This is a genomic window from Pseudomonas sp. JV414 (assembly GCF_032424305.1).
GTDB classification, from domain to species: Bacteria; Pseudomonadota; Gammaproteobacteria; order Pseudomonadales; family Pseudomonadaceae; genus Aquipseudomonas; species Aquipseudomonas lini.
This window is the reverse complement of record NZ_VYKC01000009.1, coordinates 76,172-100,392: the sequence shown is the minus strand read 5'-3', so window position 1 is coordinate 100,392 and position 24,221 is coordinate 76,172. Positions and strand designations below refer to the sequence as shown.

The 24,221-nt window shown below is 59.3% G+C and carries 12 protein-coding genes; 6 read left to right on the top strand and 6 right to left on the bottom strand.

The genetic code is table 11. The annotated features are described in order from the left end of the window. Nucleotides 1–151: 151 nt before the first annotated feature. From F6R97_RS11440 to cbiE, 6 genes are all read right to left on the bottom strand, one after another. Nucleotides 152–589, bottom strand: coding sequence for a DUF2946 domain-containing protein (locus F6R97_RS11440; RefSeq protein ID WP_315866559.1), 438 nt, complete (start codon nucleotides 587–589; stop codon nucleotides 152–154). A gap of 21 nt (nucleotides 590–610) precedes the next feature. Continuing rightward, nucleotides 611–1,090, bottom strand: a complete 480-nt coding sequence (locus tag F6R97_RS11435) for a copper chaperone PCu(A)C (RefSeq protein WP_315866558.1) — start codon at nucleotides 1,088–1,090, stop codon at nucleotides 611–613. Between the two features lie 48 nt (nucleotides 1,091–1,138). Beyond that, nucleotides 1,139–1,537 (bottom strand): DUF2946 domain-containing protein, encoded by a 399-nt coding sequence (locus F6R97_RS11430; protein WP_315866557.1) that lies wholly within the window; start codon nucleotides 1,535–1,537, stop codon nucleotides 1,139–1,141. Nucleotides 1,538–1,808: 271 nt separating this feature from the next. Beyond that, nucleotides 1,809–2,543 (bottom strand): cobalt-precorrin-6A reductase, encoded by a 735-nt coding sequence (locus tag F6R97_RS11425; protein ID WP_315866556.1) that lies wholly within the window; start codon nucleotides 2,541–2,543, stop codon nucleotides 1,809–1,811. Then, nucleotides 2,540–3,637 (bottom strand): cobalt-precorrin-5B (C(1))-methyltransferase, encoded by a 1,098-nt coding sequence (locus tag F6R97_RS11420; RefSeq protein ID WP_315866555.1) that lies wholly within the window; start codon nucleotides 3,635–3,637, stop codon nucleotides 2,540–2,542. Before F6R97_RS11420 ends, F6R97_RS11425 begins: the two co-directional genes overlap by 4 nt. Continuing rightward, the gene (gene cbiE, locus F6R97_RS11415) at nucleotides 3,630–4,841 is read right to left on the bottom strand and encodes a precorrin-6y C5,15-methyltransferase (decarboxylating) subunit CbiE (protein WP_315866554.1); all 1,212 of its coding nucleotides are present in this window, start codon (nucleotides 4,839–4,841) and stop codon (nucleotides 3,630–3,632) included. The genes F6R97_RS11420 and cbiE overlap by 8 nt, the downstream gene beginning before the upstream one ends. A 144-nt stretch (nucleotides 4,842–4,985) precedes the next feature. Here cbiE and cobG point away from each other — a divergent pair, with 144 nt between their 5' ends. The 6 genes from cobG (at nucleotide 4,986) to F6R97_RS11385 (ending at nucleotide 24,154) form a co-directional block, all read left to right on the top strand. Further along, on the top strand, nucleotides 4,986–6,308 hold the full coding sequence (gene cobG, locus F6R97_RS11410; RefSeq protein WP_315866553.1) for a precorrin-3B synthase: 1,323 nt from the start codon (nucleotides 4,986–4,988) through the stop codon (nucleotides 6,306–6,308). Further along, a complete protein-coding gene (locus F6R97_RS11405; protein WP_007937188.1) occupies nucleotides 6,301–6,927 on the top strand; it encodes a precorrin-8X methylmutase in 627 nt (208 codons plus the stop codon). The genes cobG and F6R97_RS11405 overlap by 8 nt, the downstream gene beginning before the upstream one ends. Beyond that, the gene (locus F6R97_RS11400; protein ID WP_030128260.1) at nucleotides 6,927–7,658 is read left to right on the top strand and encodes a precorrin-2 C(20)-methyltransferase; all 732 of its coding nucleotides are present in this window, start codon (nucleotides 6,927–6,929) and stop codon (nucleotides 7,656–7,658) included. The genes F6R97_RS11405 and F6R97_RS11400 overlap by 1 nt, the downstream gene beginning before the upstream one ends. Further along, nucleotides 7,658–9,361 (top strand): precorrin-3B C(17)-methyltransferase, encoded by a 1,704-nt coding sequence (gene cobJ, locus F6R97_RS11395; RefSeq protein ID WP_315866552.1) that lies wholly within the window; start codon nucleotides 7,658–7,660, stop codon nucleotides 9,359–9,361. Before F6R97_RS11400 ends, cobJ begins: the two co-directional genes overlap by 1 nt. 567 nt (nucleotides 9,362–9,928) lie before the next feature. Further along, the gene (locus F6R97_RS11390) at nucleotides 9,929–17,011 is read left to right on the top strand and encodes a TcdA/TcdB pore-forming domain-containing protein (RefSeq protein ID WP_315866551.1); all 7,083 of its coding nucleotides are present in this window, start codon (nucleotides 9,929–9,931) and stop codon (nucleotides 17,009–17,011) included. 105 nt (nucleotides 17,012–17,116) lie between these two features. After that, a complete protein-coding gene (locus F6R97_RS11385) occupies nucleotides 17,117–24,154 on the top strand; it encodes a TcdA/TcdB pore-forming domain-containing protein (RefSeq protein ID WP_315866550.1) in 7,038 nt (2,345 codons plus the stop codon). Nucleotides 24,155–24,221: the final 67 nt, after the last annotated feature.

The following is a 24,221-nucleotide window of genomic DNA, read 5'->3' as shown; positions in this document are numbered from 1 at the left end:
AAACGTTGCACGCGGTGTACCTGATACACGGCGATTGCAGGTTTTGGGGCCGCTTCGCGACCCAACGGGGGCAAGCCCCCTCGCCACACAAGCCCGCTCCCACAGGTTACTTTGGCTGTCTTGCGGGCCGTGTGAGATCGGAGGTGGGTGTTTACGCGATGATGGGCGGCGCACGGGTGCGGGCGCCGGGGAAGAAGGTTTGCCGGGCGTGGCCCAGACGGGTAGCGGGAGTGCTGAAAGTGGTTGTCTGCGGACTGTCGAAGGCGACGAAGGACTGACCGCCAGTGAGCGCCGGGCAATTGAACAGCAGGCTGCAATAGCCGCATTTTTCCCAGAGTGCGTGATGGTCGGCTTTGGGCGGACAGTGCTCGGCGGCGGGTTGCGCGCCATGCTCCATGGCCTGCATGTCCATGGGCATGCTCATGCTCATGCTCATGGACATTGAGGCGCGTTGATCCATCGGCATCGACTGAGAAATCAGCGGACCGATAAAGATCATCAGCATGGCGAACAGGCTGATCCAGCTGCCGCGGGTCAGGCTCATTGACTGACTGCGGGGCACGGATGACCTGACGCTAAGCGCACGCATGGGCGTATTCAGCTTGGACGATTACTGGGCGTGCATGTGCTCTTGCATGCCTTCAGGCGCTTTTTTCTGCACCGCGACCTCGACCGTTACATCGCCGGATTTCTCGAAGTGCATCGTCAGCGGGAAGCGTTTGCCGTCGCTCAACAGGCTGCGGTCTTTCAATTCCAGCAGCATCACGTGATACGCCATCGGTGCGAAAGTAACTTCGCCGCCAGCCGGAATCTCGACGCTGGGCACTTGCTGCATTTTCATCAGATCGTTTTGCATCACGTGCTCGTGCAGCTGGGCAACGCCTGCGATCGGCGAGTCGACGCTGAGCAGTCGGTCGGTGGTTTTGCCGTTGTTGTGAATCACAAAATACGCGGCAACTGTAGGCGCGTTAGGCGGCAACTCTTGCGACCACGGATGGGCGATCTCAAGCTCGCCAGCCTTGTATTCGTGGGCATTGGCAAAACAGGCAGGCAGCAGCAACGCAGCCAGGACGATGAGTTTGTTCAACATGGCAGTTCTCCAGAACGATTCAAAACGCAGGTCAATTGCGAGAAGGAATCACACCAGAGGGGAAGCGCGGGGGTTGAGACTCGGCCATTGCTGGCGCGGTGTTGGTGTGTCGAGCGTGGCAGGCGGCAGGCTTCGATTGGCCTCAAAATGCGCGAAATACAACTGCTGCGCATGCCCCGGCAACGCCACCAATGGCGCGGAACCCGAGCAGCACCAGCAATGCTGCATGTTGGAATGATCGTCGCTCTGCGGAGCTTTCTGCTCGATGTCGCCCAGGGAAATCGCCACCAGCTTGGTGCCGTTGGAAGAGCAGAAACTGCCCCACAACAATTGCTCTGCAGGCGATTTCGCCGTCTGCGCCATCGCTCCGGACATCGGCATGGCGAGCATGTTGAACAGCACTGCAAAGCAGGCGATCCAGGCAAATGCGAGCCGTTGTCGGGACATGAGGGCAGATCCGGTTGAGTGAGCAATCAGGCGCGGCTATTTAGCCTGATCAGGGGCGATAAGTAAAAAGGCCGCGTGCGGTGTGGTGTCGCAGCAGACTTTCAAACGAGTGTAGCGGTATCGATTCGAAATGCCGGATGAGTTGCGGCTAATTCACAATCCTGTGGCGAGGGAGCTTGCTCCCGTTGGATTGCGCAGCAGTCCCTTTCTTTTTTGAGATAGGGGGGCCGCTTCGCGGCCCAACGGGAGCAAGCTCCCTCGCCACAATTATTTACGCGTCCGTTAGATTGCGCTTCGCCAGTTCTGCCAGCACCTCATCCACCGCCCCAAACTCCCGCTCAACCCCCGGCAACACCGGCCGCTTCAACACCAGCACCGGTACTCCACGTTCCCGCGCCACTTCCAGTTTCGGCTCGGTGGCGGTGCTGCCGCTGTTCTTGCTGATCAGCACGTCGATCTGCCGCCGTTCGAACAGCTCGCGTTCATCCCCGATCAGAAACGGCCCACGCGCGCCGATCACTTCGCAGCGTTCGTTGCCCGGATAAACGTCCAGCGCACGCAACGTCCAGAATTGCTCCGGCGGGATTTCGTGCAGGTGCTGCAGCGGTTCGCGGCCGAGGGTGAACAGCGGTCGGCGGAAGGGTTTCAGTGCTTCGATCAGTTCGGCCCAGTCGCTGACTTCGCGCCAGTCATCTCCGGCGTGTGGTTGCCAGGCCGGGCGCCGCAAAGCCCAGCACGCAATGCCGCTCAACTTCGCGGCGGTGGCGGCGTTCTGACTGATTTGCGCTGCGTAGGGATGGGTCGCATCCAGCAGTAGATCAATGTCTTCATCCCGGATGAATTGCGCCAGACCTTCAGCGCCGCCATAGCCGCCAACGCGAACCTGGCAGTTCAGATCCGTCGGCACACGACCGACACCGGCCAGGCTATAGATGTGTTCCGGCCCCAGAGTCCGGGCGATGGCCAGGGCCTCAGTGACGCCGCCGAGCAACAACACGCGCTTCATTGAAAAACTCCCGCATGGCCGACAATCCCGCCCTGGCGATCGATGGCGAATACTTCGACCTGAACCTGCGCCGGCACCACGCTGCGGGTAAAGTCCAGAGCGTGTTGACACACTGCGTCACCGAGAGCGATCCCGGCAGCGCTGGCCATGGCCAATGCCTGCTGACTGGTATTGGCTTCGCGGATCGCCTGTTGCAGCGCCGCATCGGCACCGACCGCCGCGGCCCATTCGGCCAATTGCGGCAGGTCGATGCTTGAATGCCGACTGTGCAAATCCATATGCCCGGCCGCCAGTTTGCTGATCTTGCCGAAGCCGCCGCACAGGCTGAGTTTATCCACAGGCACTTTGCGCAAATGCTTGAGCACCGCGCCGACGAAGTCGCCCATTTCGATCAGGGCGATTTCCGGCAAGTCATAGACTCGGCGCATGGTGTCTTCGCTGGCGTTGCCGGTGCACGCGGCGATGTGCAGGTAACCGTTGGTTTTGGCGACGTCGATGCCTTGATGGATCGAGGCGATGTAGGCCGCGCAGGAGAATGGCCGGACGATGCCGCTGGTGCCAAGGATCGACAAGCCGCCAAGAATTCCCAGCCGCGGGTTCATGGTTTTCAGCGCCAGGGCTTCGCCGTCCTCGACGTTTACCGTGACCTCGAAGCCGCCCGGGTAATCCAGCTCCTCGGCCAGCAGCGTCAGGTGCTCGCTGATCATTTTGCGCGGCACCGGGTTGATCGCCGGTTCGCCGACGTTCAGCACCAGCCCGGGCCGGGTGACGGTGCCCACGCCACGGCCGGCGCTGAAGCGAATGCCCGGTTCGCTGTGCAGGCGCACCTGGGAAAAGAGCAGGGCACCGTGGGTCACGTCCGGGTCATCGCCGGCGTCCTTGATCGTTCCGGCTTCGGCGCCGTCGTTCATTAACCGACAGAATTCCAGGCGCATCTGCACCCGTTTGCCTTTGGGCAGAATGATCTCGACGGCGTCCGCCTCCACGCCGCTGAGCAGCAGGCGTGCCGCCGCGAGGCTGGTGGCGGTGGCGCAGCTGCCGGTGGTCAGGCCGCTGCGCAGCGGTGCGGGTTGTTCGGCGGTTTCGTCACGCATCGAGGGGTTTCGTCACGTCCAGCAGGGTAATCGGCAGCGCCTGACGCCAGGTGTCGAACTCGCCCAACGGTTGCGCCTGAGCGACGTGAATGCGGGTCAGTTCACCACCATGCCGTTCGCGCCAGGCCATCAGGGTCACTTCGCTTTGCAGGGTGACGGCGTTGGCCACCAGTCGGCCGCCGGGTTTGAGTTGCGCCCAGCAAGTATCGAGCACGCCTTCGCGGGTGACCCCTCCACCGATGAAGATCGTGTCCGGGCGTTCTAGCCCATCCAAGGCTTGCGGCGCGCTGCCGCGAATCAATTGCAGACCGGGGACGCCCAAGGCATCGCGGTTGTATTCGATCAACAACTGCCGCCCTTCATCCGCTTCGATGGCCAGCGCCCGGCAACTCGGGTGAGCGCGCATCCATTCGATGCCAATCGAACCGCTGCCAGCGCCGACGTCCCACAGCAGTTCTCCGGGGGTCGGTGCGAGGCGCGCGAGGGTGATGGCGCGCACGTCGCGTTTGGTCAGTTGGCCGTCGTGCTGGAAGGCTGAGTCCGGCAGGCCGGCCAGTCGGGACAGGCGTGGCGTGTTCGGTTCGGCGATGCATTCGATGGCGATCAGGTTCAGGTCGGCGATCACCGGCTCGCTCCAGTCGTTGGCAACACCCTCGATGCGTCGTTCGGCTTCGCCGCCCAGATGTTCCAGCACGGTGAGGCGACTCGGCCCGAAACCGCGCTCGCGCAGCAACGCCGCGAAGGCCGCCGGACTCTGGCCGTCATTGCTCAACACCAGCAAGCGCACACCACTGAATACATGGGCGTTGAGCGCGGCGAGGGGACGGGCGACCACAGACAGGGTCACTACGTCCTGCAACGGCCAGCCCATTCGCGCTGCCGCCAATGACACGGAAGACGGGGCGGGCAGAATCAGCATTTCCGCACCGGGCAGTTGCCGCGAAAGGCTGGCACCAACGCCATAGAACATCGGGTCGCCGCTGGCCAACACACAAACCGGCTCGCCACGCAGTGCCAGCAATGGTTCCAGGGAAAACGGACTCGGCCACAATTGCCGTTCGCCGCGAATGCACACCGGCAGCAAATCCAATTGCCGCTGGCCGCCGAAGATCCGCGAGGCGCCCAGCAGGGCGCGACGGGCATTCTTGCCCAGGCCCTTGAAGCCGTCTTCACCGATACCTACTACTGTCAGCCAGGGTGACATCTGCCGTCCTCAAAAAAAGTCCACAAACGGACTGTTCCGACGGGCAGGCTTTTCATGCCGTCGGACAAAGCAGGCATAATACCGCGCCTTCGCCCGCGAAGCGCCTTTCCCACACAGCCGGTCGCCCCTTTGAACGAACGCCCGATGTCCACCGCCTTACGCCCCTCGGCCTGCCCGGGGTTGCTGCGTATTGTCCCGGCACTGGATGGCGGCATTTGTCGGATCAAATTGAACGGCGGCTCAATCAGCGCCGCCCAGGCTGAAGCGGTGGCCAGCGCGGCCGAGCGGTTTGCCGGGGGCGTGATTGAAGCAACCAACCGCGCCAACCTGCAGATTCGCGGGATTGGCGGCGAGCAGACGGCCTTGATCGACAGCCTGCTCGCCGCAGGATTGGGCCCGCGTACCTCGGCGGGCGACGATGTACGCAACCTGATGCTCAGCCCGAGCGCCGGGATCGACCGGCAGATGTTGCTCGATACGCGCCCGTTGGCCGAACAGATCCTCACCAGCCTGCAAAGCCATGAGCGTTTTCACCAATTGAGCGCCAAATTTGCCGTGCAGCTCGATGGCGGCGAAAGCCTGGCGATGCTCGAACATCCTCACGACCTGTGGTTGAGCGCCGTTGAGCAAGAAGGCGAGTGCGTGTTGGCCTTCGGTTTGGCGGGTTGCCCGACTCAGGCTCCGTCGGGCGCGGTGCGACTGGAGGATGGCCATGCGCTGGTGATCGCGGTGCTTGAGTTGTTCCTCGATCTGGCGCGTCCCGATCAGACGCGCATGCGTCATCTGCTGGCCGAGTACCCGGTTGCCGGGTTTGTCGCTCAAGTGGCCGAACGTGTGCCGCTACTGTCCATCGTGAGCGGGTCACGCGTTACGAACTCGAACGTTCTGCACTCTCGTGTTCTGCACATAGGCGCTCATCCTCAGCGTGAAACCGGCCGTGTTTATGTCGGGGCGACGCCGCCTCTGGGCCGACTCGATCCCGCCATGCTTCGGGGCGCGGCACAACTGGCCCGTGAACGAGGTGACGGCAGCCTGCGTTTCACACCTTGGCAAAGCCTGCTGTTGCCCGATATCCACGAAGATGACGTCGCTCAAGTTATCCACAGCCTGGAAAATTTGCGCCTGCGCTGTTCGGCAGACGACGCCTTGGCGCATCTGATCGCCTGCACCGGTTCGGCGGGTTGCGGCAAAGGCCTGTCCGACACGAAAGGCGATGCCCTGCAACTGGCGACGTTGTTGCAACGTCACGGCCAAGTCTTTGATGTGCATCTGTCTGGCTGTACGCGTTCCTGCGCGGCGGCGCACATCACGCCAGCGACGTTACTGGCAGTCTCACCCGGTCACTACGACCTCTATTTTCGCGACGCAGCTCAGCCGGGTTTCGGCGCGCTGCAAGCACGCAATCTTACTATTGAAGCGGTCGCGACCTTGCTCGACGCCCGCTCACGGAGCCCCCTTGATGCTTGATTACATCCGCGACGGTCAGGAGATCTATCGCAACTCCTTCGCGATCATTCGCGCCGAGGCCAACCTGGCGCGTATTCCGGCCGATCTGGAGAAACTCGCGGTGCGGGTGATCCACGCCTGCGGCATGGTCGAGGCCATCGACGGGCTGCAATTTTCCGAAGGCGCCGGCAAGGCCGGGCGCGATGCGTTGGCGGCTGGTGCACCGATTCTGTGCGACGCGCGGATGGTCAGCGAAGGCGTGACCCGCGCGCGTTTGCCGGCCAATAACCCAGTGATCTGCACCCTGCGCGATGACAGCGTCCCGGAGCTTGCCCGCGAGTTGGGCAACACCCGTTCCGCTGCCGCGCTGGAACTGTGGCGTCCGCACCTGGAGGGCAGCGTGGTGGTGATCGGCAATGCGCCGACCGCGCTGTTTTATCTGCTGGAGATGCTCGACGCCGGCGCGCCGAAACCGGCGCTGATCCTCGGCTTCCCGGTGGGTTTCGTCGGCGCCGCCGAATCCAAGGCGATGCTCGCGGCGGACAGCCGTGGCGTGCCTTTCGTCATCATGCAAGGCCGGTTGGGCGGTAGTGCCATGGCCGCCGCCGCCGTCAATGCCCTCGCCACGGAGATCGAATGATGCAGCAACCTGGACGTTTGATTGGCCTGGGCGTCGGCCCCGGTGATCCGGAACTGATTACCGTCAAAGCCTTGCGCCTGTTGCGCGAATCTCCGGTGGTGGCGTACTTCGTCGCCAAGGGCAAGAAGGGCAATGCGTTCGGCATCATCGAAGCGCATCTGCAGGACGCACAAACCCTGCTGCCGCTGGTGTATCCGGTGACCACCGAAGCGCTGCCGGCGCCGTTGTCGTACGAACAAGTGATCAGCGATTTCTACGATGCGGCCGGCGAACAACTCGCCGCGCATCTGGATGCGGGCCGTGACGTGGCGGTGATCTGCGAAGGCGATCCGTTCTTCTACGGCTCCTACATGTACCTGCACGATCGTCTGGCTGAACGCTATGAAGCCGAAGTGGTGCCGGGCGTCTGCTCGATGCTCGGCGGTGCGTCGGTACTCGGTGCGCCGCTGGTGTATCGCAATCAGAGCCTGTCGGTGTTGTCGGGTGTACTGCCCCACGAAGACCTCAAGCGGCGACTGGCCGATGCTGATGCGGCGGTGATCATGAAACTGGGGCGCAACTTTCCCAAGGTCCGTCAGGTGCTCGAAGAGCTCGGTCTGGCCGAGCGTGCGCTGTACGTCGAGCGCGCGACTATGGCCAATCAGAAAATCGTCCCGCTGGATCAGGTCGAGCCGATGTCCTCGCCGTATTTCTCGCTGATCATCGTTCCCGGTGAAAGGTGGCAAGGCTGATGGCCCATTCCGCTCCGGCGATTGTCATCCTCGGCAATGGCAGCCTCGCGACCGCGCGCAAGATTCAGCAGGTGTACCCGGGCGCACTGATCCATGGATTGGCCGAACGGGTCGACGGGGCGGACCGTGTTTATCACGAGTTCGGCGCGACCCTGCGCGAACTCTATCAACAAGACACGCCGATCATCGCGCTGTGCGCCGCCGGGATTGTGATCCGCACCCTGGCGCCATTGCTGTTGGAAAAAGGTGCCGAGCCGCCGGTGCTGGCCGTGGCCGAAGACGGCAGCGCGGTGGTGCCACTGCTCGGCGGTCTTGGCGGGGTGAATGTCATGGCGCGCGAGATTGCCGCTGGCCTCGACGTCGCAGCGGCGATCACCACCAGCGGTGAGTTGCGTTTCGGCACCTGCCTGCTCAATCCTCCCAGCGGCTATGCCTTGGGCGATCTGGAGCTGGGCAAGCGCTTCGTCTCGGACTTGCTGGCCGGCGAACACGTGCGCATCGAAGGCGCTGCGCCCTGGTTGGCGCAAGCACAATTGCCAGAAGACCCTCAGGCGCATTTGTCGATCCATGTCGGCAGCGCCGAACGGACGCCGGCCGCCAATGAATTGTTGATCTACCCGCGCAGTGTCTTGCTGGCGGTCAGCGCCAGTGTGGCGGATTTGCCCCAGGCGATTCGCGCGGCGCTGCGTCAGGCGCGAGTTGCCGGGCAATCGCTGGCGTGCATGCTGGCGCCGGTCACGGAGATGGCCAGCCCGGCATTGCGCGAAGCGGCGCTTGAGTTGGGTGTGCCGCTGCGTTTTGCGTCGACCGCCAGCGATGCCAGTGAGTTGGCTCGCGGGTCCGTTCCCGGCGCGACAATTATCTCGATCGACACGAACCTGGCGTTGGCAATCGCTGAACAACCGCTGGACATCGCGCGGATAGGCCGCCCTCGCGGTCGGCTGGCGGTGATCGGCCTGGGCCCGGGTGCTGCCGAATTGATGGTGCCTGCGGTGAAGGCTGAATTAGCCAGAGCCACGGATGTGCTTGGCTATGAAACCTATGTGCGCATGGCCGGCCCGTTTCGGCCGGATCAAGTGCTGCACTGCACCGACAACCGCGAGGAGATGCAGCGTGCTCGTCACGCCTTCGAACTGGCGGCCCAGGGGCGTTCGGTGATTGTGGTTTCGTCCGGTGACCCCGGCGTGTTCGCCATGGCAGCCGCAGTGCTCGAAGCGTTGCATGAGTCGAGTGACCCGACCTGGCACAGCGTCGATCTGGAGATTCTGCCCGGGGTTTCCGCTTCACTGGCGACGGCTGCTCAGGCCGGTGCGCCGTTGGGGCATGACTTCTGCGTGATGTCGCTGTCGGACAACCTCAAGCCGTGGTCGATCATCGAGAAGCGTCTGGACCTGGCCGCCGAAGCCGATCTGGCGCTGGCTTTCTACAACCCGATATCCCGTTCTCGGCCGTGGCAGTTGGGCCGTGCTCTGGAAATCGTCGCACAGCATCGCACGCCTGAAACTCCGGTAGTTCTGGGCCGTGATATCGGCCGGCCCGGTCAGACGCTGCGGGTTACCACACTCGGCGCGCTCACGCCGGAGCAAGTGGACATGCGCACCATGGTGCTGATCGGCTCGTCCACCACCTGCGTGTTCCCCCGTGCCGAGGGTGGCGACTGGGTGTACACACCGCGCTGGTATGGCAGCAAACCCCTCTGCTGAACCCAGGCGGCCCGCTCGGGCCGCCTCCTTCACTGAATCCCGTTATTTTCCCGATTGTTTCGGCATTTGTGCGCGTAAGCCTGTTCGGTTGTTTGAGTGGGACTGGGTCGTCTGTCCAGGAAGAACTTTGATCTTGCATTGTAGGAAGTTCTACTTTGATGCGGGTGTTTTTCAAGGTGTGACGATTCATGGTTTAAGACGACTGTTATAAGGTCGGGCTTATACAGGCCTTTTTCGGGGCTCTAATGTGTATGTCATCAGTAAATGAAGCGGTGTGAGTTAAGTCTGTAACAGTGGGTGTGGTATTGGCTTTGTAATTAATTGAATTCCTTGTGGGTTGAGCTGTGTTTGGGTGGTGGGTTAGTTTTGTTTTGCACTTTGTTGGTGTTAATTGGGTGTGGAAGGTTGATGTAGTATTTTTTCGGTCTTAAGCGTATTGATATTTCGAGGTTTGCTCAGAAGGGGTGGCACTTTTTTATTGAGAATAAGTGTGAGTGTCTGAGTTGGAATCATCATTGTCCAGAGTCGATCCCGGCTATTTATATACGATAAATGGAAGTGTTGTTTATGAGTGAGTCTAAGTTTTCTGTTGCGGATGGCTATGTCAATTTTGTGGATCTGTTTAATCGTGGGGACCTTGAACAGGCCTTGATATCGTACAAGGGTACCGATCAATACGATGCGGTGCTCCGATATTACTTCGGGTGTTTCGGCTTGCTGGACTCTCCACAAATGTTGGAGCCATTGGGTCTGCTCAAGCAGGCTTTGGGTGCCTTGGAAGGAAGTAGCCGGCGCCGCCGCGCGGCAGAATCGGAACTGCCCATGAGTCCTGGTGTTGCCGGGACTTCTGATTTGGCGGACCTCTACAACAGAGTCGAGGGTTTTGAGACGCGCCTGCACAACAGCCTCGAACAGCTGAAGTTACCCGCCACCGAAGTGCCGAAAAATCTGCACTTTGTCTGGCTGGGGGGCGGTGTCGGGGCGATTCAGCGCGACTACATCAATATCTGGAAGCGGGTGATGGCCAAGGACGGCTACCAGCTGAATGTCTGGTATGACAGCGATGGGCTACTGGTTCACGAAACCAACCGAATCATTGTCGAGGCGGCCAAGGCTGATGTGTTGTCCGGCGATGGGCTAAAGGTTACTACCGGTCATGATTTGGCAGATCGGTATGAAGAGCGAGCCACTGCGTTGAAGCGCCAGATGTATATGCACATCAATAAGGCAACCGAACTCGGTCAGAGTGCTGATCAGGCGCGAATAGACTTGCTGGTTCGCGGCTACGGGCAAGACGAGGTAACCCTGCGCACGTTAAGGGATAAAAATGCTCAAGTCATGGGCAGTCTCAATGACGAACACATCCGGTTGCGCGATGTTCATGAACTCCAGGCATTCTCTCGACTGAGTGATTTCTATAACCGTGAAATGTCCTTGCGCGGCAATCTCGCGGCAGCCTCGGACATTGTGCGGGTGCTGGTAGAACAGGGTGAGGGCGGGATCTACAGCGACGTGGATTTCTTGCCGCCGCTTGCTCAGAACATGGCTGGCATTGACATTAGCCAGCTAGAGTTCGACGCAAGGCTGGGTATTCTGCAATTGTTGCTGGACCACAATCCTCAATGGATGCCGGGTCGCCAGACGCTGCGCAGTCGCTATACCGACTACTCCAAACGAATCCCTGAGGCACATCGCGAAGCGCTGGAAAAGTTTGCCAAAAGCGCACCTTCGTTAGAGCAGGTATTTGTTTCGTTCGATGAACGTTATGTTCGGCCCGATAGTTTACGGTTGGCGATGATCGACAATGGCGAGTCCAACGCGCTGATTATTAGCCATCCCGGATCAGCTGCGCTGGAAGCCATCATCGAACGCTTCGAGATCCACCGGCGTGTACTGCTCGCGGTTGCGCTCGAGGCCGACAAGCGCAAAATCAAAAACTACGATGGCGATGGCATGTATGGGCTAACGGAGGAAGTGCTCAGGAACGAATTCGATATCGTCGACGAAAAAGCCGGCAGAGAGGATTTTCGCGCCAGTGACTTGTGTAGGGGGATCGCCGATTACTTCAGTGACGGCATCCGTCCCAACGCCCAGGGGTCGATATTCTTGACGGGACCGGGGGCTGTGCGTGCCGGTCTGTTGGACTTCGAAAGCAAGTTCTTGACGCCGGGGGGCGCTGACGCATTTCGGGATGCCATGCGGTTGCACTCCGGGTTCAACAACGCTACGGAGGAGGATAGGGACCACTCGTGGAAAGAAAATGCTGAGAATACGGAGGCCTGGTTCGAAGCGGAAAAAAAGCGTTGGACCGATGGCGAACTGAAAGCCCGCTACACAGGACACATGGCAGAACTGCTCAAGCACCAGAGCATTGAGTTTGAGGAAGGCTGGCCGGTAATCGAGGGGCGCCATGTACTGTCCACTGACCTGTTGCAGCATCTGGCTGACGAGCTGGGCGAGCCGTTCATGCGCATGATGAATCGTAGCCATAACGGTGCGGTGATCTTCGACAAGGCTGTGCCACTGAGCTTCGATGATCGCCAGTCGATCCTTGCCCAACGTACCGATGCACGGCCGCCTGCATCATTGAGTGATCCGCAGACGCAACAGCTGCCTATCGATGAACTTCTGAGCGGACTTGCCAAGGGCACGGTTGAAGTCGTCCAGTTGAGTCCCTTGCAGCGTCTGCTGCTCGGCGCCTTGACCGGTGCGCAGGCATTGGATAATCGCAGCTTTGACGCGGTTCGCCCGCAACTGGAAAACCTCGCCAACAGCTTCGGTGAACTGGGGACGGCGGGCCGCTACGCGGCGATCGAACACATGCTTTACCAACATCAGGCTCCGGCGTTTCTGGCCGGGCTTGCCAGCCCTGCCGATCATCCGCCGGTGCATTCGGAAACTGCTCTGGGGCTGAAGAAAAATGCGCTGGAACAACCGTTGACTTTGCGCCAGTGGGGCAAGCACATCGCCAGAATCCAGCAGGTGGCGAAACTTGAATATCGTGACCAGGTTGTCGAGCGCGTCGGTGTTGTTCTGGACGGTTTTGAAGCGGGCACCATCAAGCTTGTGCCGCAGGATTTACTCTTGCAGGGCGTCGGTGACTCGGTGGGCGGACGTTGTTATCCACTGGCCCTGGTGATGGCGGCAGCGTTATCGGAGGGGAAGGCCGCGGCCAACACCTTGCGTGAGCGATTCTATCTGGGGGTTATCGAGCCGCAAGGGAGCGATTCAGCGATCTTTCTGCAGAGCCTGGAGGCGTTGCGGGATGTACAGCTCAATGAGGTGGGCAACGCGCTGGCGCGCTCGGATCTGAATCAGGTCGTGGACATTCTAGAAGCCAGAACAGCCACCAGTACGCTGATGCTCAACTCCGATAATCACGCCATGCTGGTGGCTAAAACCATTGAGGGCGAGCGCAGCACTTATCACTTTTACGATCCGAATTTTGGCGTATTCGAGTTCGAGGACCCGACGCTGTTCAGGCAGGCGCTGGTGCAGTTCTTCCTTGAACAGAAGATGGCCAGGCATTACGCGGCCTATGGCAATGAGTCCCGTCCGACTTTCGATCTGATCGAACTGGAAGGCGCGCGGGTGTCGGGAGTGGCATTGCCGGGCGCAATTAGGGTCTCGGAACTGCTGCAACCCGGCACGTTGCCGGGACAGTCGCAACGCCCAGTCAGGCAGCGTCTGGCCAGTGCCCGCGGACAATCATTGATGAGCAACGATCGTCTGGGCAGTTGTCTGTTGGCGCTGGACAGTCATTGGTGGGGGCAACAAATCGAGCAAGTGACAACTCGCCTCCGGCAGCAGAATCAGTTGGCACCACAGCTTGTGCCGTTGTTCGAAACCCTGGAGATCACGCCGGACGGGACATACCGGATGAGCCTGATCGACCCTGCAAACCCTGAGCGCGTGGTACGAGTCATCACCGACGACCATCGACTCTTGCGCATTAAAAGCTACCTCTCGGAACGTTTTGCAGCCTTGGCCAATAAGTCGTCCGTCCCGGGCGATCCCGTCGACCCCACCGATGTGGGTAGCGTCCATACCTTGAATGCCGGCTTCGCCATACAAGCGCTGATGAACGCGTTGAAGGGGAGGGAAGGACCTGATCGATCTCTGACCCTGGCTGTCCGGTTGCACGCTTATGTCAACTACGCACAGTTGGTGCATGGCAACGTTGTCGACATAGCGGGCCTGGTGGGTCTGGCCCGGCAGGCACTGGCTGAAGAGAAATTGATCGCCCATACCGTCGCGCCAGTGGTCAAAGCGGCTGTGGGGCCTGCCGTGGGTGAAGCGACCGGAGGACTGTTGCAGTTGGCGAATGTCGGTTTCGACATTTATCAATTGGCGACTGCGAAAAACGATGTCGAGCGCGCCCAGTTCGGGACGCAACTGGCTTTCGACTCGGCCAGTCTGGTGTTGGCGGTGGGCGCTTACGCTGCCGGCGCCACCATCGCCGGGGCGTTTCTGGGCGGGGCAGCCGTGATTCTGGCGGGGTTGGCAGTGGGGGTGGCGGCGCTGGTTCAGGGCTTTGCCACCATTGCCGAAGAAGCCAAACAGGTCGGGCTGTTTTTCGATGAAATCGAGAAGGCTCATCGTCAAGGCTATCGATTCGACAGCGCTTTGGCCGCATGGGTACCCCGTTCATCGCTGATCGTCCAGACGCTGGATCTGGCCGCCGGCAAGCTGCTGCTCGACAGCCCCAAGCTGTACCCGCTACGCGATCATTTCGGAGTGCCGACCTTTGACAACGATTACGAACGGGCGATCAATATACGTCGGGAGCTGGACCTTCCTAGCCAGATAAAATTCACTCCGCCCACCGGGCAAGTCATTGTGCTGCCCTGTACACCACAAACCTGTTACAGCTATGAGTACAAGGCGCTGCCCTTCGCAACGCTGCGCCATGACAGCGGGTTCGATACGGCCCGGCGTCTGGAGAAAAAGAAAGCGGACGGCGGATGGCTGTTCCTGTTTTCCTTCTATTCGTTTCCGAGTGAGTACATCCTTTATCGCCTGTTCCCGGCCTATCGACCAACAGTGATCGATGTGCTGCTCGATGCCGTCGAGCGCTCGCTGGTGGTACCGGTTCTGCCCCCGGCATGGCATGGGAAAGTCGCCTATCGGATTCAGGGCGCCGGCAAGCAATGTGCATTGGTGCTCAATCCCGGGGTGAGTCTGACACTTGAGTCACCCAGCGTTACTACCTCCCGATGGGTGCTGGAGGCGGCGTGGGCCAGCGAGAGCGACGTTGTTCTGGACGGGTCTACGGGTCTGCAGATCGGCACCGTCAAGGTGGCGTTCACGGGCCGAGGTCTTCATGACGTTCTGATCCGGATCAGCAACAATCAGCTGTTCCAGCTCGATCGCGGAAAACGGCAGATGAACCTCGTCGAGCAGGATGTGCCCCCGGGCATGGATCGGCGGACGTTGCAGGAACATCTCAAGACCCTGGCTCAAGAGCATCATTTGGTGATGCCGTATACGCCGGTGCATAACTATCTGATTCCATTCGAGAGGCCGGATGAGCCCCGGTACACAACCGCCTGGTACGACGCCAAGGAGGATCGCTTCCTGTACATCCGCAACGACGAGGTAGTGGGCGCCGATGAAGCATTGCTGGGGACGGTGGCTGGTGGCTACGCCTATTACTACGAACCGCAGAATTTCTTGATATGGCAAGTCGACGCGGTCACCGGGCTGCTCAGTCATCGTTATCGGTTGCTGCCTAAATACACGGGAGCCACCATCAAGAGCGTAGAGGCGGACGCGCAGGGGGTGATTCACGTCGTACAGGAAATCGCTCACGAGGATAAGGCCAACGATGTACTGATCTACGTGATCCATGACGGACAACTGCTGCTGAGCTCGGTCACCCGCGACATGGATCCGGCGCTGGAATCAGTCTTCAGTGCCAGCAACACACTGGCCGACTGGTCGCAGGTACTTGGCAGCTATTACACCTTTAAGCCTGTCGACAATGATGCCTTTGTTACCGTCGACTGGCAGCCGGCCCCCTTTGTTTCGGTCTGCTGGAAATTCGAAGCAAAGGCGCGGGACATGGCCTGGGTTCGTCACAGTGACCACCTGATCATCCGTCCCACTCCACGGCTCCATCGCGGGCGCGGCTGGGCAGATTCGATCAAGAACATGACTGATCTGACGTTGCTCGCACCGGCTGACGGCAGCGATGTGTTTGTCATCTACGACAGGCTCAAGCAGCAGCTGTGCCGCAAGCAACGTACCCTGGTGGATGGCAAAGGGCATTGGTCCCATACATGGGAACAGCCCGCGAAGCTGGTAAATGTCGTGGCAGTCGAAGGTGGGTACCTGGCGCTGACGTCGGAGGGCCTGTTCTTCAACCTGACCCCCCAGGGGTACCTGACGCTGGGAGGCCTTGGCGAGTCGTGGTTCAAGGATCGGATGCACTGGTGGTCCGCTTTGGAACCGCTTGCCCGGCAACACGTGGCCGAGCATTTTGCCCTTGTTGGCCTGAGCAACTTCAACGGCGACGCCAGGTTGTGCGCCTGGTACGTTGGCAATCGATTGTTGCTGGCTGATCTGGGCCATGGAAAAGAAGTGCGCCTGCTCAGCGTTACCCCTGATAGCGAGGCGGCCTGGTTGTTCGATGTTTCGAGTGGCGAAGTCTATCGTCAGGCGTTCATCGACCCGCAGCGACTGGAACCTGCATTCGGCCAAGGCTCGCGATTGCTACTGGCTGACGCGCTACCCGCCGCCGAGCGTGAATGGGCGCCTTGGCAATTTGCCGAGGTGACGGTTGAGGGCGGCGGACTGCGCGGTATGACACGTGAAGGCGTGGTGCTCGAGCTGCCTTATCAAGAACCGGCGTTGATCACCGGCGTCACCCATGAGTGGGTCATGACTCAGAAGGGGCGAGCGTACGAAGCCCTTAATCAACTGGCGGACAGCCAACCTCATGCCGCGCTGCTTTCGGTGGAGGAGCCCGGGAGCTTGACGTGGTTCGTGGCCGATACCGAACGTTTTATTCGGGTGCCAAAGGCCGCGATTCCAGAGGCCTTCGAGCTGCTGGGAACGCAACGGCAAACCAGTGTATTGCTTCATGAAGACAAGGAGGGACTGCTGCTGACGTACCCGGGCATGGGGCATGCGGGACCACTCAGTTATGTCCAGCGTAATGCCGACGTACTGGTCATTGAAGGTCAGATGAAGATCGGCGATGTACTGCCGCTGATGCCCGACGATGTCACGAGCCTGATCCTGCGCATGGGGCAAGGTGCGGTAAGTTACCGGTTGTCGAAGGCTGCCTGGCGGAGGCTCGAGTTGGTCATTCTCGACTGCCGGCACTCGCTGGGTAGTGTGGAAACGATTCCCGGCAAGTTGATCTGGGAGCTGGATACTCCTGAAAAGCTGTTGCTGAGTATCGTCCAGGAACACTTGGTGATCATTGACCCGGACAGCGGGCACAGTGTGATCTTTCGTGAAGTGTATGCGACGGATGTCAACTTGCGCGGCGAAGTCTTGCTCGGGTTCGAAGGGCATCGACCCTATGCCGTTTCGACACTGGTGCAGAGGCTGGTCGCTTGGCAGAGCCTGCATGCCAGTGCAACGCTGGGTGAACTTCTCACCATAGCGCCTGCTGAGTTGGAAAGCAGTCTGGCGGGATAGCCTTGAGCTGAGATTTGGAAGTTTTTCCAGGTTGACGGTTCTTGAGTATGCAAATCCTGATGTGAGTTTTTAAAAAGATATCAGCCGATTTAAAAGGATATTAAGTTGAGCAGTGAGAAAGAAATACGGATGGGGCGCGACTGGGCGCAGGCGCTTGAGTGGGTTGAGTTAGAGGCCGTAATAAAACGTTTCCTCAATGTAGAGTCTCAGGGCAATGCCTTGCGTTACTACGAAGGTGCTGTCCAGGCCTCCAGCCTTGCCGAACAACTGACAGCGGTCAGTTTGCTCAAGGAAACTATCGGCTCCATTCCGAACGCCTCGAATAGCGCAGTGCAGCAAGTTCAAGGCAAACTGGCCGATTACCATCTTCGCTTGTCCACTACTGTGGGAATGCTAAGTTCTGCCAGACCCGTTCCCAAGAAATTGCATTTTGTCTGGTTGGGTGGAGGTATTGGTGCTATCCAGGGCGATTACATCAACGTCTGGAAACAGATGGTGGGGCCTGATGGGTATAGCCTCAATCTCTGGTACGACAGCGACGGACTGTTAGCCCATGAAACCAATCGAGTCATTGTTGAGTCGGCCAAGGCCTCGGGCGCCATGTCCGCACCTCAAGATATGGCAGATACACCCAATGCATTGGCCAATCGTTATATCGAACGAGCACGCGCACTTCGTCAACAGATGTTTGAACATATCCAGCGGGTCCTCGGTGAAGGCGGAAGTGCCGATCAGGCACGAATTGATCTGTTGGTGAGTGCCTATGGCCAGGATGAAAGTACGCTCAAGGCACTCAAGGCACGGAACCTGCAATCGCTGGAGGCTTTAGGGCACAAGGGGATTTTGCTGCGCGACATTCGCACGCAGCTATCCGATCAACCGTTGTTCGATATTTATGAGCGCGAAATATCCTTTCGCACCAATTTGGCGGCGGCATCGGATATCACACGTCTGCAGGCTCTGAAGATTGAGGGCGGCACCTACCTTGATGCCGATCTGCTGCCATCCCTGCATGAAAAAATCGGTGGGGTGGATCTCACCGGTTTTGATGCCGAAGCGCGAATAGGTGTGATGCAGTTATTGCTTGATCACAATCCGCAACTGCTGCCGAATCGGGGCTCGCAGTATGCTGACAAGCGCCGCTTTGTCCCGGCGGACAACAACGATGCATTAACCGGGTTTGCAAAAAACGTATCGTCATTGGGGGACATTTTTGCGCCGTTCAATGATGTGCTGGTCTCTGCGGACGGGGTGCGTGCCGGCAACAAGAACAGTCCTCACCAGTTTACAAACCACACACCCTTCAATGGTCTTTCCAACGCATTGTTGAGCGCTCATGCAGGGTCTGCGGCACTTGCCGCGATCATGAATAAAATCCGCAATAACTATGCCTTCAGAGACCGGGTGGTAGAGCAGTCTAAAAAAGGCCACATCTCGCTTGAGGATCGCAATGCGTTCCCCGAACTGATTATCCGTGAGATGGAGAAGCTGTACGGCCCGATATCAGATTGGGGCGACGCTTTGCGCGCTCACGACCAGTTCTCGCAGGCTGTTATGAACTACGACGCCGATGGCATCAAATTCGGTGCCCAATCGGCCATCGTCATGAGCGGGCCATCAGCGGTATCGAATGGATTGAGCGATTTCGTCAATGAGCAGCTGATGGCCAGTGCCCGTCAGCCAATCAGTGACCGGGTCGATCTTTTTGACGGCTTCAATCTGGCGACCGAAGAGGAGACCCACCATAGCTGGAAGGACAACGCCAAGACAGAACCGGATTGGTTTGAACTGGAAACGAAGAGAATTAAGGAAGGCTTCTACAACAACCATTACAAGGGCAACGTAAATGAGCTGCTCAACAGCCGGACGTTGACGTTTAAGCAGGGCTGGCCGGTGATCGAAGGCAAACCCGTGTTGCTGACATCGGTGCTGCAACAGCTGCTTGATGATCTGGGCGAACCCTTCAGGCGCGCGATGAATGACAAGTTGAGCGGCGACATCACGTTCAACGATCGCATTGCCCTCGACTTTGAGACACGACAGAAAATCCTGGCGCAACCGGCCAGCGAGCTTCCTATATCGATAGGCGCCGAGTCGCTTGGCAGTATGAACGAGGCGTTGGCGCGTATCGCTGGCGGCAAGTTGCCTGCGGAGCAGTTGAGCCCGCTGCACCGTGTCGTATTTGGCGGCCTGTTCGGTGCACCCACTCTGGATCAGGAGGGGTTCGCACCTGCCTGGAAGGAGACGGTCGCCCTCGCCGAAAGCACTCAGGATCGCGGGTTATTCGCACGTTACGACTTGATCGAGCAGACCCTGTTCAACCGGCGTCCGGCGATGTTCGAAGCCGGCCACAATGCCTCATCCCTGTCCGGGCAGGTTTCAGAAAACTCGCGGGTACTGAAGGCCCAGGCCCTTGCCGAACCATTGAGCGTGCGGCAGTGGGGGGAGCACGTCCACAGAATCGAAACGGCCACCAGAAACGAATACCGGGCGTCGATTCTGCGCCGAGGGCATTCAGTCCGTGAACGGTTTTTCCAGGCCGGGGCCGACTCTGTCAAACAGGCGCCACAGGAGCTGCTGGTACGCGGCAGTGGAGATCCGGGTCGGCGTTGTTATCCGCTGGCGCTGGTCATGGCCGCAGCGCTTGAAAGTGGCCACACGACAGAGCGGGCCTTGATCGGCAAACTGGCGATTGCCAACCTCACGCCTGATGCCGCTGAAACCCATGCGCTGCTTCATGTTCTGGATGAGTTGCGCGGCCTTCCCATGTCGCAGTTCGGCGAAAAAACGGCGGCTGTGAATCTGGGCGTGGCCATGCAGGCACTGGAAGCGAAAAGCTCCACCGGTAGCTTGATGCTCAACACTGACAATCACTCGATGCTGGTGAGCAAGGTCGTGGAGCACGGAGAGACATCCTATCGATTTTATGACCCCAATTTCGGCCTGTTTGCTTTCATGCGGGCAGAGGATCTGCAGCAAGGCATCAACAACTTTTTGCAGGATGACGTGATTGCCAGGCTCTATGGCCTCGGCGAGATGTCGAATGCGTCTTTCGATGTGATAGATCTCAACGGTTCGAGCATTGCCGAAAAGCCTTTGCCTTCGCGAGTGACTGTCGGCGATTTGCTGAGTCGCGAGCAGATGGTCGGTGGACGGTCAGTTGAGCCTTGGCAGCATCACGCGGCATTACGTGTCCGTTCATTGTCGGAAAATGCCCGGCTGGGTGATGGCCTGGCGCGGCTGGACGCCCAGGGTTGGGCGCGGCAGATCGAAAGCGCCACCACTCGCTTGCAGGCAGAGCATCAGTTGAGTCGTGACTTTGTGCCGGTCTTCGAGTCATTGAAGACCAGTGCGACAGGCCAGCGTGAAATTACCCTGGTCAATGCCAGGGACGCCGGTCAGACCCGCAGAGTCGTGACCGATGACCTGCATCTGGACACGATCAAATCTCACCTGACAGACATTTACCAGGCGCTGTCGGTCAAGGCGCCCCGCCCCGGTGTGGTTGATCCGACCGATGCGGGTGCCGTTCATACGCTCAATGCCGGATTCGCCATTCAGGCCTTGTTGTTCGCTCTGAAGGATCGGGAGTCCTCCAGAAACGGGACGACGGCATTAACGTCTGCGGTGCGCCTGCATGGCTACCTGTCTTATGCACAACTGACCCACGGCATCGTGGTGGATGTTGTGGAGCTGATCAATCTGGTGCGTATCGCGTTCACTAACAGCCTATTGGTCGCCAAAACCACCTCGTCGGTGGTGATCAATGCCTTGGGGCACGTGGCCAATGAAGGGGTAGGCAATATTCTTCAATTGGCTGCGGTCGGATTCGATATTTATCTGCTGGCCAATGCCGAGAATGAAGCTCAGATTGCCCAGTTCGCTACCCAACTGGCGTTCGATTCCGCAGGCCTGGTGGCAGGGCTGGGCGGGCTTGGCGCATCCCTGGTCGGAGCCGGCACCGCGGCTGCGTTTCTGGGTGGGGCGAGTGTCATTCTGGGGGGGCTGGCGGTCGGCATCGGTGCGTTGGTCGAAGGTTTCAGCGGAATACTGGAGCGGGCCCGACAGGTCGGCAAGTATTTGAATCTGATTGATCAGGGTTATCGCAGCGGCGGGTTTTCGCGGATCGACGATGCGCTGTGTATCAGCCCCTATGTCGTCGTCACACACTTGGACCTCGGTGCACGGCTACTGCGTTACGGCGGCGTCCTGGATATATACGCGGCCATTCCCCATGAGTTGCATCCGCCGAAGGGCAATCCGGATCGGTTATTGTCGATCAGCATCCGTGAGTCGCTCGGCTATGCCTACGAAAGCACGCTTCCCGATGCCGCAGACTTTGATGTTGTCGTGCTCCCGTGCATGCCGCATTGCTACTTCGGATTCGACTATAAGGCACTGCCAGGCTCGACCTCCCGCAGGGAGCATTTTGAAACGGCGCTGAAACTCGAGTACGACAGTGCAGGGGAGCGCCAGTTCTGGTTCAGTTTCTACAGGTTCCCGAGCGAATACGTGCTGCATCAACTGATACCCAATTACGCGGAGACGTTGATCAACGTAGTACTGGATCGCAGGAACCGCTTTCTCCACGTGCCGAAATTGCCAAGAGAGCTGCACAATTACCTGTCCTACGAAATTCTGGGGAGGGGTGGGCAATGCACGATGGTGCTGGCCGAGGGTGTCCGGGCGATCACGCTTATAAAGACCACGGATGCGCCGTCAATGGCCTGGGCATTGAGTGCAACCTGGCTGGCTGAGAGCGACGTGAAAATTGAAGGGGCTCGTGTGCAGTTGGGCGCGATCCAGGTCCATGTCCCTGACCAGTCGCCTTTGCTTTTGCAACTGGACAAGCAGTCGTATCAAGTGGACTGGGAGCAGGGAAGCTTGCTCATCTCCGAGATCGCGATCGGCTCGGGCGGTAATGCTTCCGCTGCACAGGCGTCTATCCGCGAGCTCGCGCGTTCCATGCGTCTGGCCGGTCGCTACACGACTGTGCGGGATTTTCCTGTTCCCTACAGCGATCCCCTCAAACCGGTTTACACCACGGCCCAATACGACCGCAACGAAGACCGTTTCCTGTTTGTCCGTGGCCTGGATCCGGCCTATCAGAAAGTCGCTTGCCTGGGCGCCATTGTCGACAAGTACGCGTACTACTATGTCCCCGATGATGTTCTGATCTGGCGGACGGATGTGACCACCGGGCAGGTCAACCGGATTTACCGGTTGATGGATCCAGTGCCGGGCTCAAGGATTTCGGCCTTCCAGGAACTGGAGGGAGGGCTGATGCGGATCGTTCAGAAAGTCGTGCTGCGTAACGGTCGTGACATGAAGATGACTTACCTGCTCGGCGCAAATGACCTCTCGCTGTTTTCTGTCATCGGCGCTCTGACCGAGGGCCAGAAGGCATTGCTGCAACGCAGGAACACGGTCTCCCTTGCGTATTTCTTTTGGGATTACGAATTGATGGTGCGCAATTCGAAGCTCGCGCCTTTCGATGCCGTGAGTGTCGTGGATTATCAATGCGCTCCCCTGACCTCAATCACCTATTGGCATGAGGATTCTCGCAACCCCATCAGCCTCTGGTTGCGACGGGATGACGGGCTCGTGATTCGGCCAAACCTGGAGGCGGACTCTGGCAGTCTGATTTTGCTGAACACCCAGGACGCCGACGGCGATACGTTCCTGTTCTATGATCAGCGCCATCGCAGTCTCTACCGACAGCGAGTGACGGCGCAGAATGACGAGCCGTCCGCGTCTGCTACAAAGATTCTGCCTCACGAGGTGGTCGAGGTGTTTTACCAGGAGCAGCGCCACATTGCGCTCACTCAGGACGGCATGCTGTTTCAACTGAGCAGGACTGATGAATCGCAGCTTGTCGCGCTGAGCGGGGACTGGCTGGCACAGGCCGCAGCGGCTGCAGGTGATGGTTTCGAATGGCACGCGAGCGTTCTGGCACTTGCCGAAGCGTTGGCCGCCGACGGTTTTGAAGTGTCGGGTGTGCAGAATGTCCCGGGCAATGCGTTCCTGCGTGTCTGGTGCCTGGGGCGGCGCATGCTGATTGCCGACATGAGGCCGAATCAATCCGTACAGCTATTGGCGCAGACCCCGGACAAAAAGGCTGCATGGTTATGGGATTCGGCCTCGGGGCAGGTCTATCGTCAGCCCTTCATGGAGCCCGAAGCATTTGCGGCGGCCTTTGCCAACGGCACGCGCCTGTTGCATCGAGATCGGCTGCCGGCAATGCAGCGGGTAGCTGCGCAATGGTCTTTCACCCGGATCGCACCCGAAGGCGCGGGATTGCGTGGCCTGACCCGAGAGCATGTATGGATCGAGCTGTTTGAAGGTGAAGCACCTCGTATCGTCGGTGTCGAAAGCGATTTCTTCTTTGGTCTTGGCACCCGGCAGGCGCGGGAAAACAAGCTGCTCCAGTTGATTGCCGGCCGCTCCCACGCACCTGTTTTAACGGCGGGCAGATTCGATGATCTCTTTGCCTGGTATGACACAAGTGCCAGGCGCGTGTACTACTCGACCGTACAAACCAACGGGCATTGGCCTGCTTATCTGGGTGTGCGCAATGGCGAAATTGCGCTGCTGTACAACACCATCACCCATGAGGTGTTCAGTAACAGAAACGGTGCATGGCTGGTGCCGGACCATGATGTCTGGATGTATGCAGACACGGTGAGTCGAACGGCCCAGGTAATGACGATCCAGACCCGGGACAATATCGAGGACTTGCTGATGCTGATTCCGGACGGTGTCACCACACTGGTGTTGGGTCTCAATGGCGGGATGACATGCCTGATCTCAGAAGCCGCCTGGTTACGGCTCGACTGCCTGATCATCGACTTTCATCAGCCAGCACCCCGAAAGCGCCAATTGATCGTGCAACTGCCGCCTATGGATCACTGGCGGATCACGCTGGCCGAGGGGCATTTGTTGCTGACCGATCCAGATGACGGGCGTAGCCTGGTTTTTCGAAGTGTCGAGTCCGCCGGAGCGGAATCGCGGGACACGTTTGAACTGCTGATCAATGTTTCCGGCGATCCGCTGTTCGTCACCCTTGAGGATCTGATGCAGGACCTGGAGGAGGGTGTCAGTCTTGAGCTGGTGAAACTGCTGGCGAAGGCCGTCGAGGCGTAGACCCGGAAGCGGGCAATCTGTCTCTGGGGGTTACGCGAGGCTGCGGGGTTGACTCCACGCAGCCTTT

Excerpts from the sequence above, each read along its gene's own strand:
- F6R97_RS11440 (WP_315866559.1), bottom strand. The coding sequence starts at position 589 with ATGCGTGCGCTTAGCGTCAGGTCATCCGTGCCCCGCAGTCAGTCAATG.
- F6R97_RS11435 (WP_315866558.1), bottom strand. The coding sequence starts at position 1,090 with ATGTTGAACAAACTCATCGTCCTGGCTGCGTTGCTGCTGCCTGCCTGT.
- F6R97_RS11430 (WP_315866557.1), bottom strand. The coding sequence starts at position 1,537 with ATGTCCCGACAACGGCTCGCATTTGCCTGGATCGCCTGCTTTGCAGTG.
- F6R97_RS11425 (WP_315866556.1), bottom strand. The coding sequence starts at position 2,543 with ATGAAGCGCGTGTTGTTGCTCGGCGGCGTCACTGAGGCCCTGGCCATC.
- F6R97_RS11420 (WP_315866555.1), bottom strand. The coding sequence starts at position 3,637 with ATGCGTGACGAAACCGCCGAACAACCCGCACCGCTGCGCAGCGGCCTG.
- cbiE (WP_315866554.1), bottom strand. The coding sequence starts at position 4,841 with ATGTCACCCTGGCTGACAGTAGTAGGTATCGGTGAAGACGGCTTCAAG.
- cobG (WP_315866553.1), top strand. The coding sequence starts at position 4,986 with ATGTCCACCGCCTTACGCCCCTCGGCCTGCCCGGGGTTGCTGCGTATT.
- F6R97_RS11405 (WP_007937188.1), top strand. The coding sequence starts at position 6,301 with ATGCTTGATTACATCCGCGACGGTCAGGAGATCTATCGCAACTCCTTC.
- F6R97_RS11400 (WP_030128260.1), top strand. The coding sequence starts at position 6,927 with ATGCAGCAACCTGGACGTTTGATTGGCCTGGGCGTCGGCCCCGGTGAT.
- cobJ (WP_315866552.1), top strand. The coding sequence starts at position 7,658 with ATGGCCCATTCCGCTCCGGCGATTGTCATCCTCGGCAATGGCAGCCTC.
- F6R97_RS11390 (WP_315866551.1), top strand. The coding sequence starts at position 9,929 with ATGAGTGAGTCTAAGTTTTCTGTTGCGGATGGCTATGTCAATTTTGTG.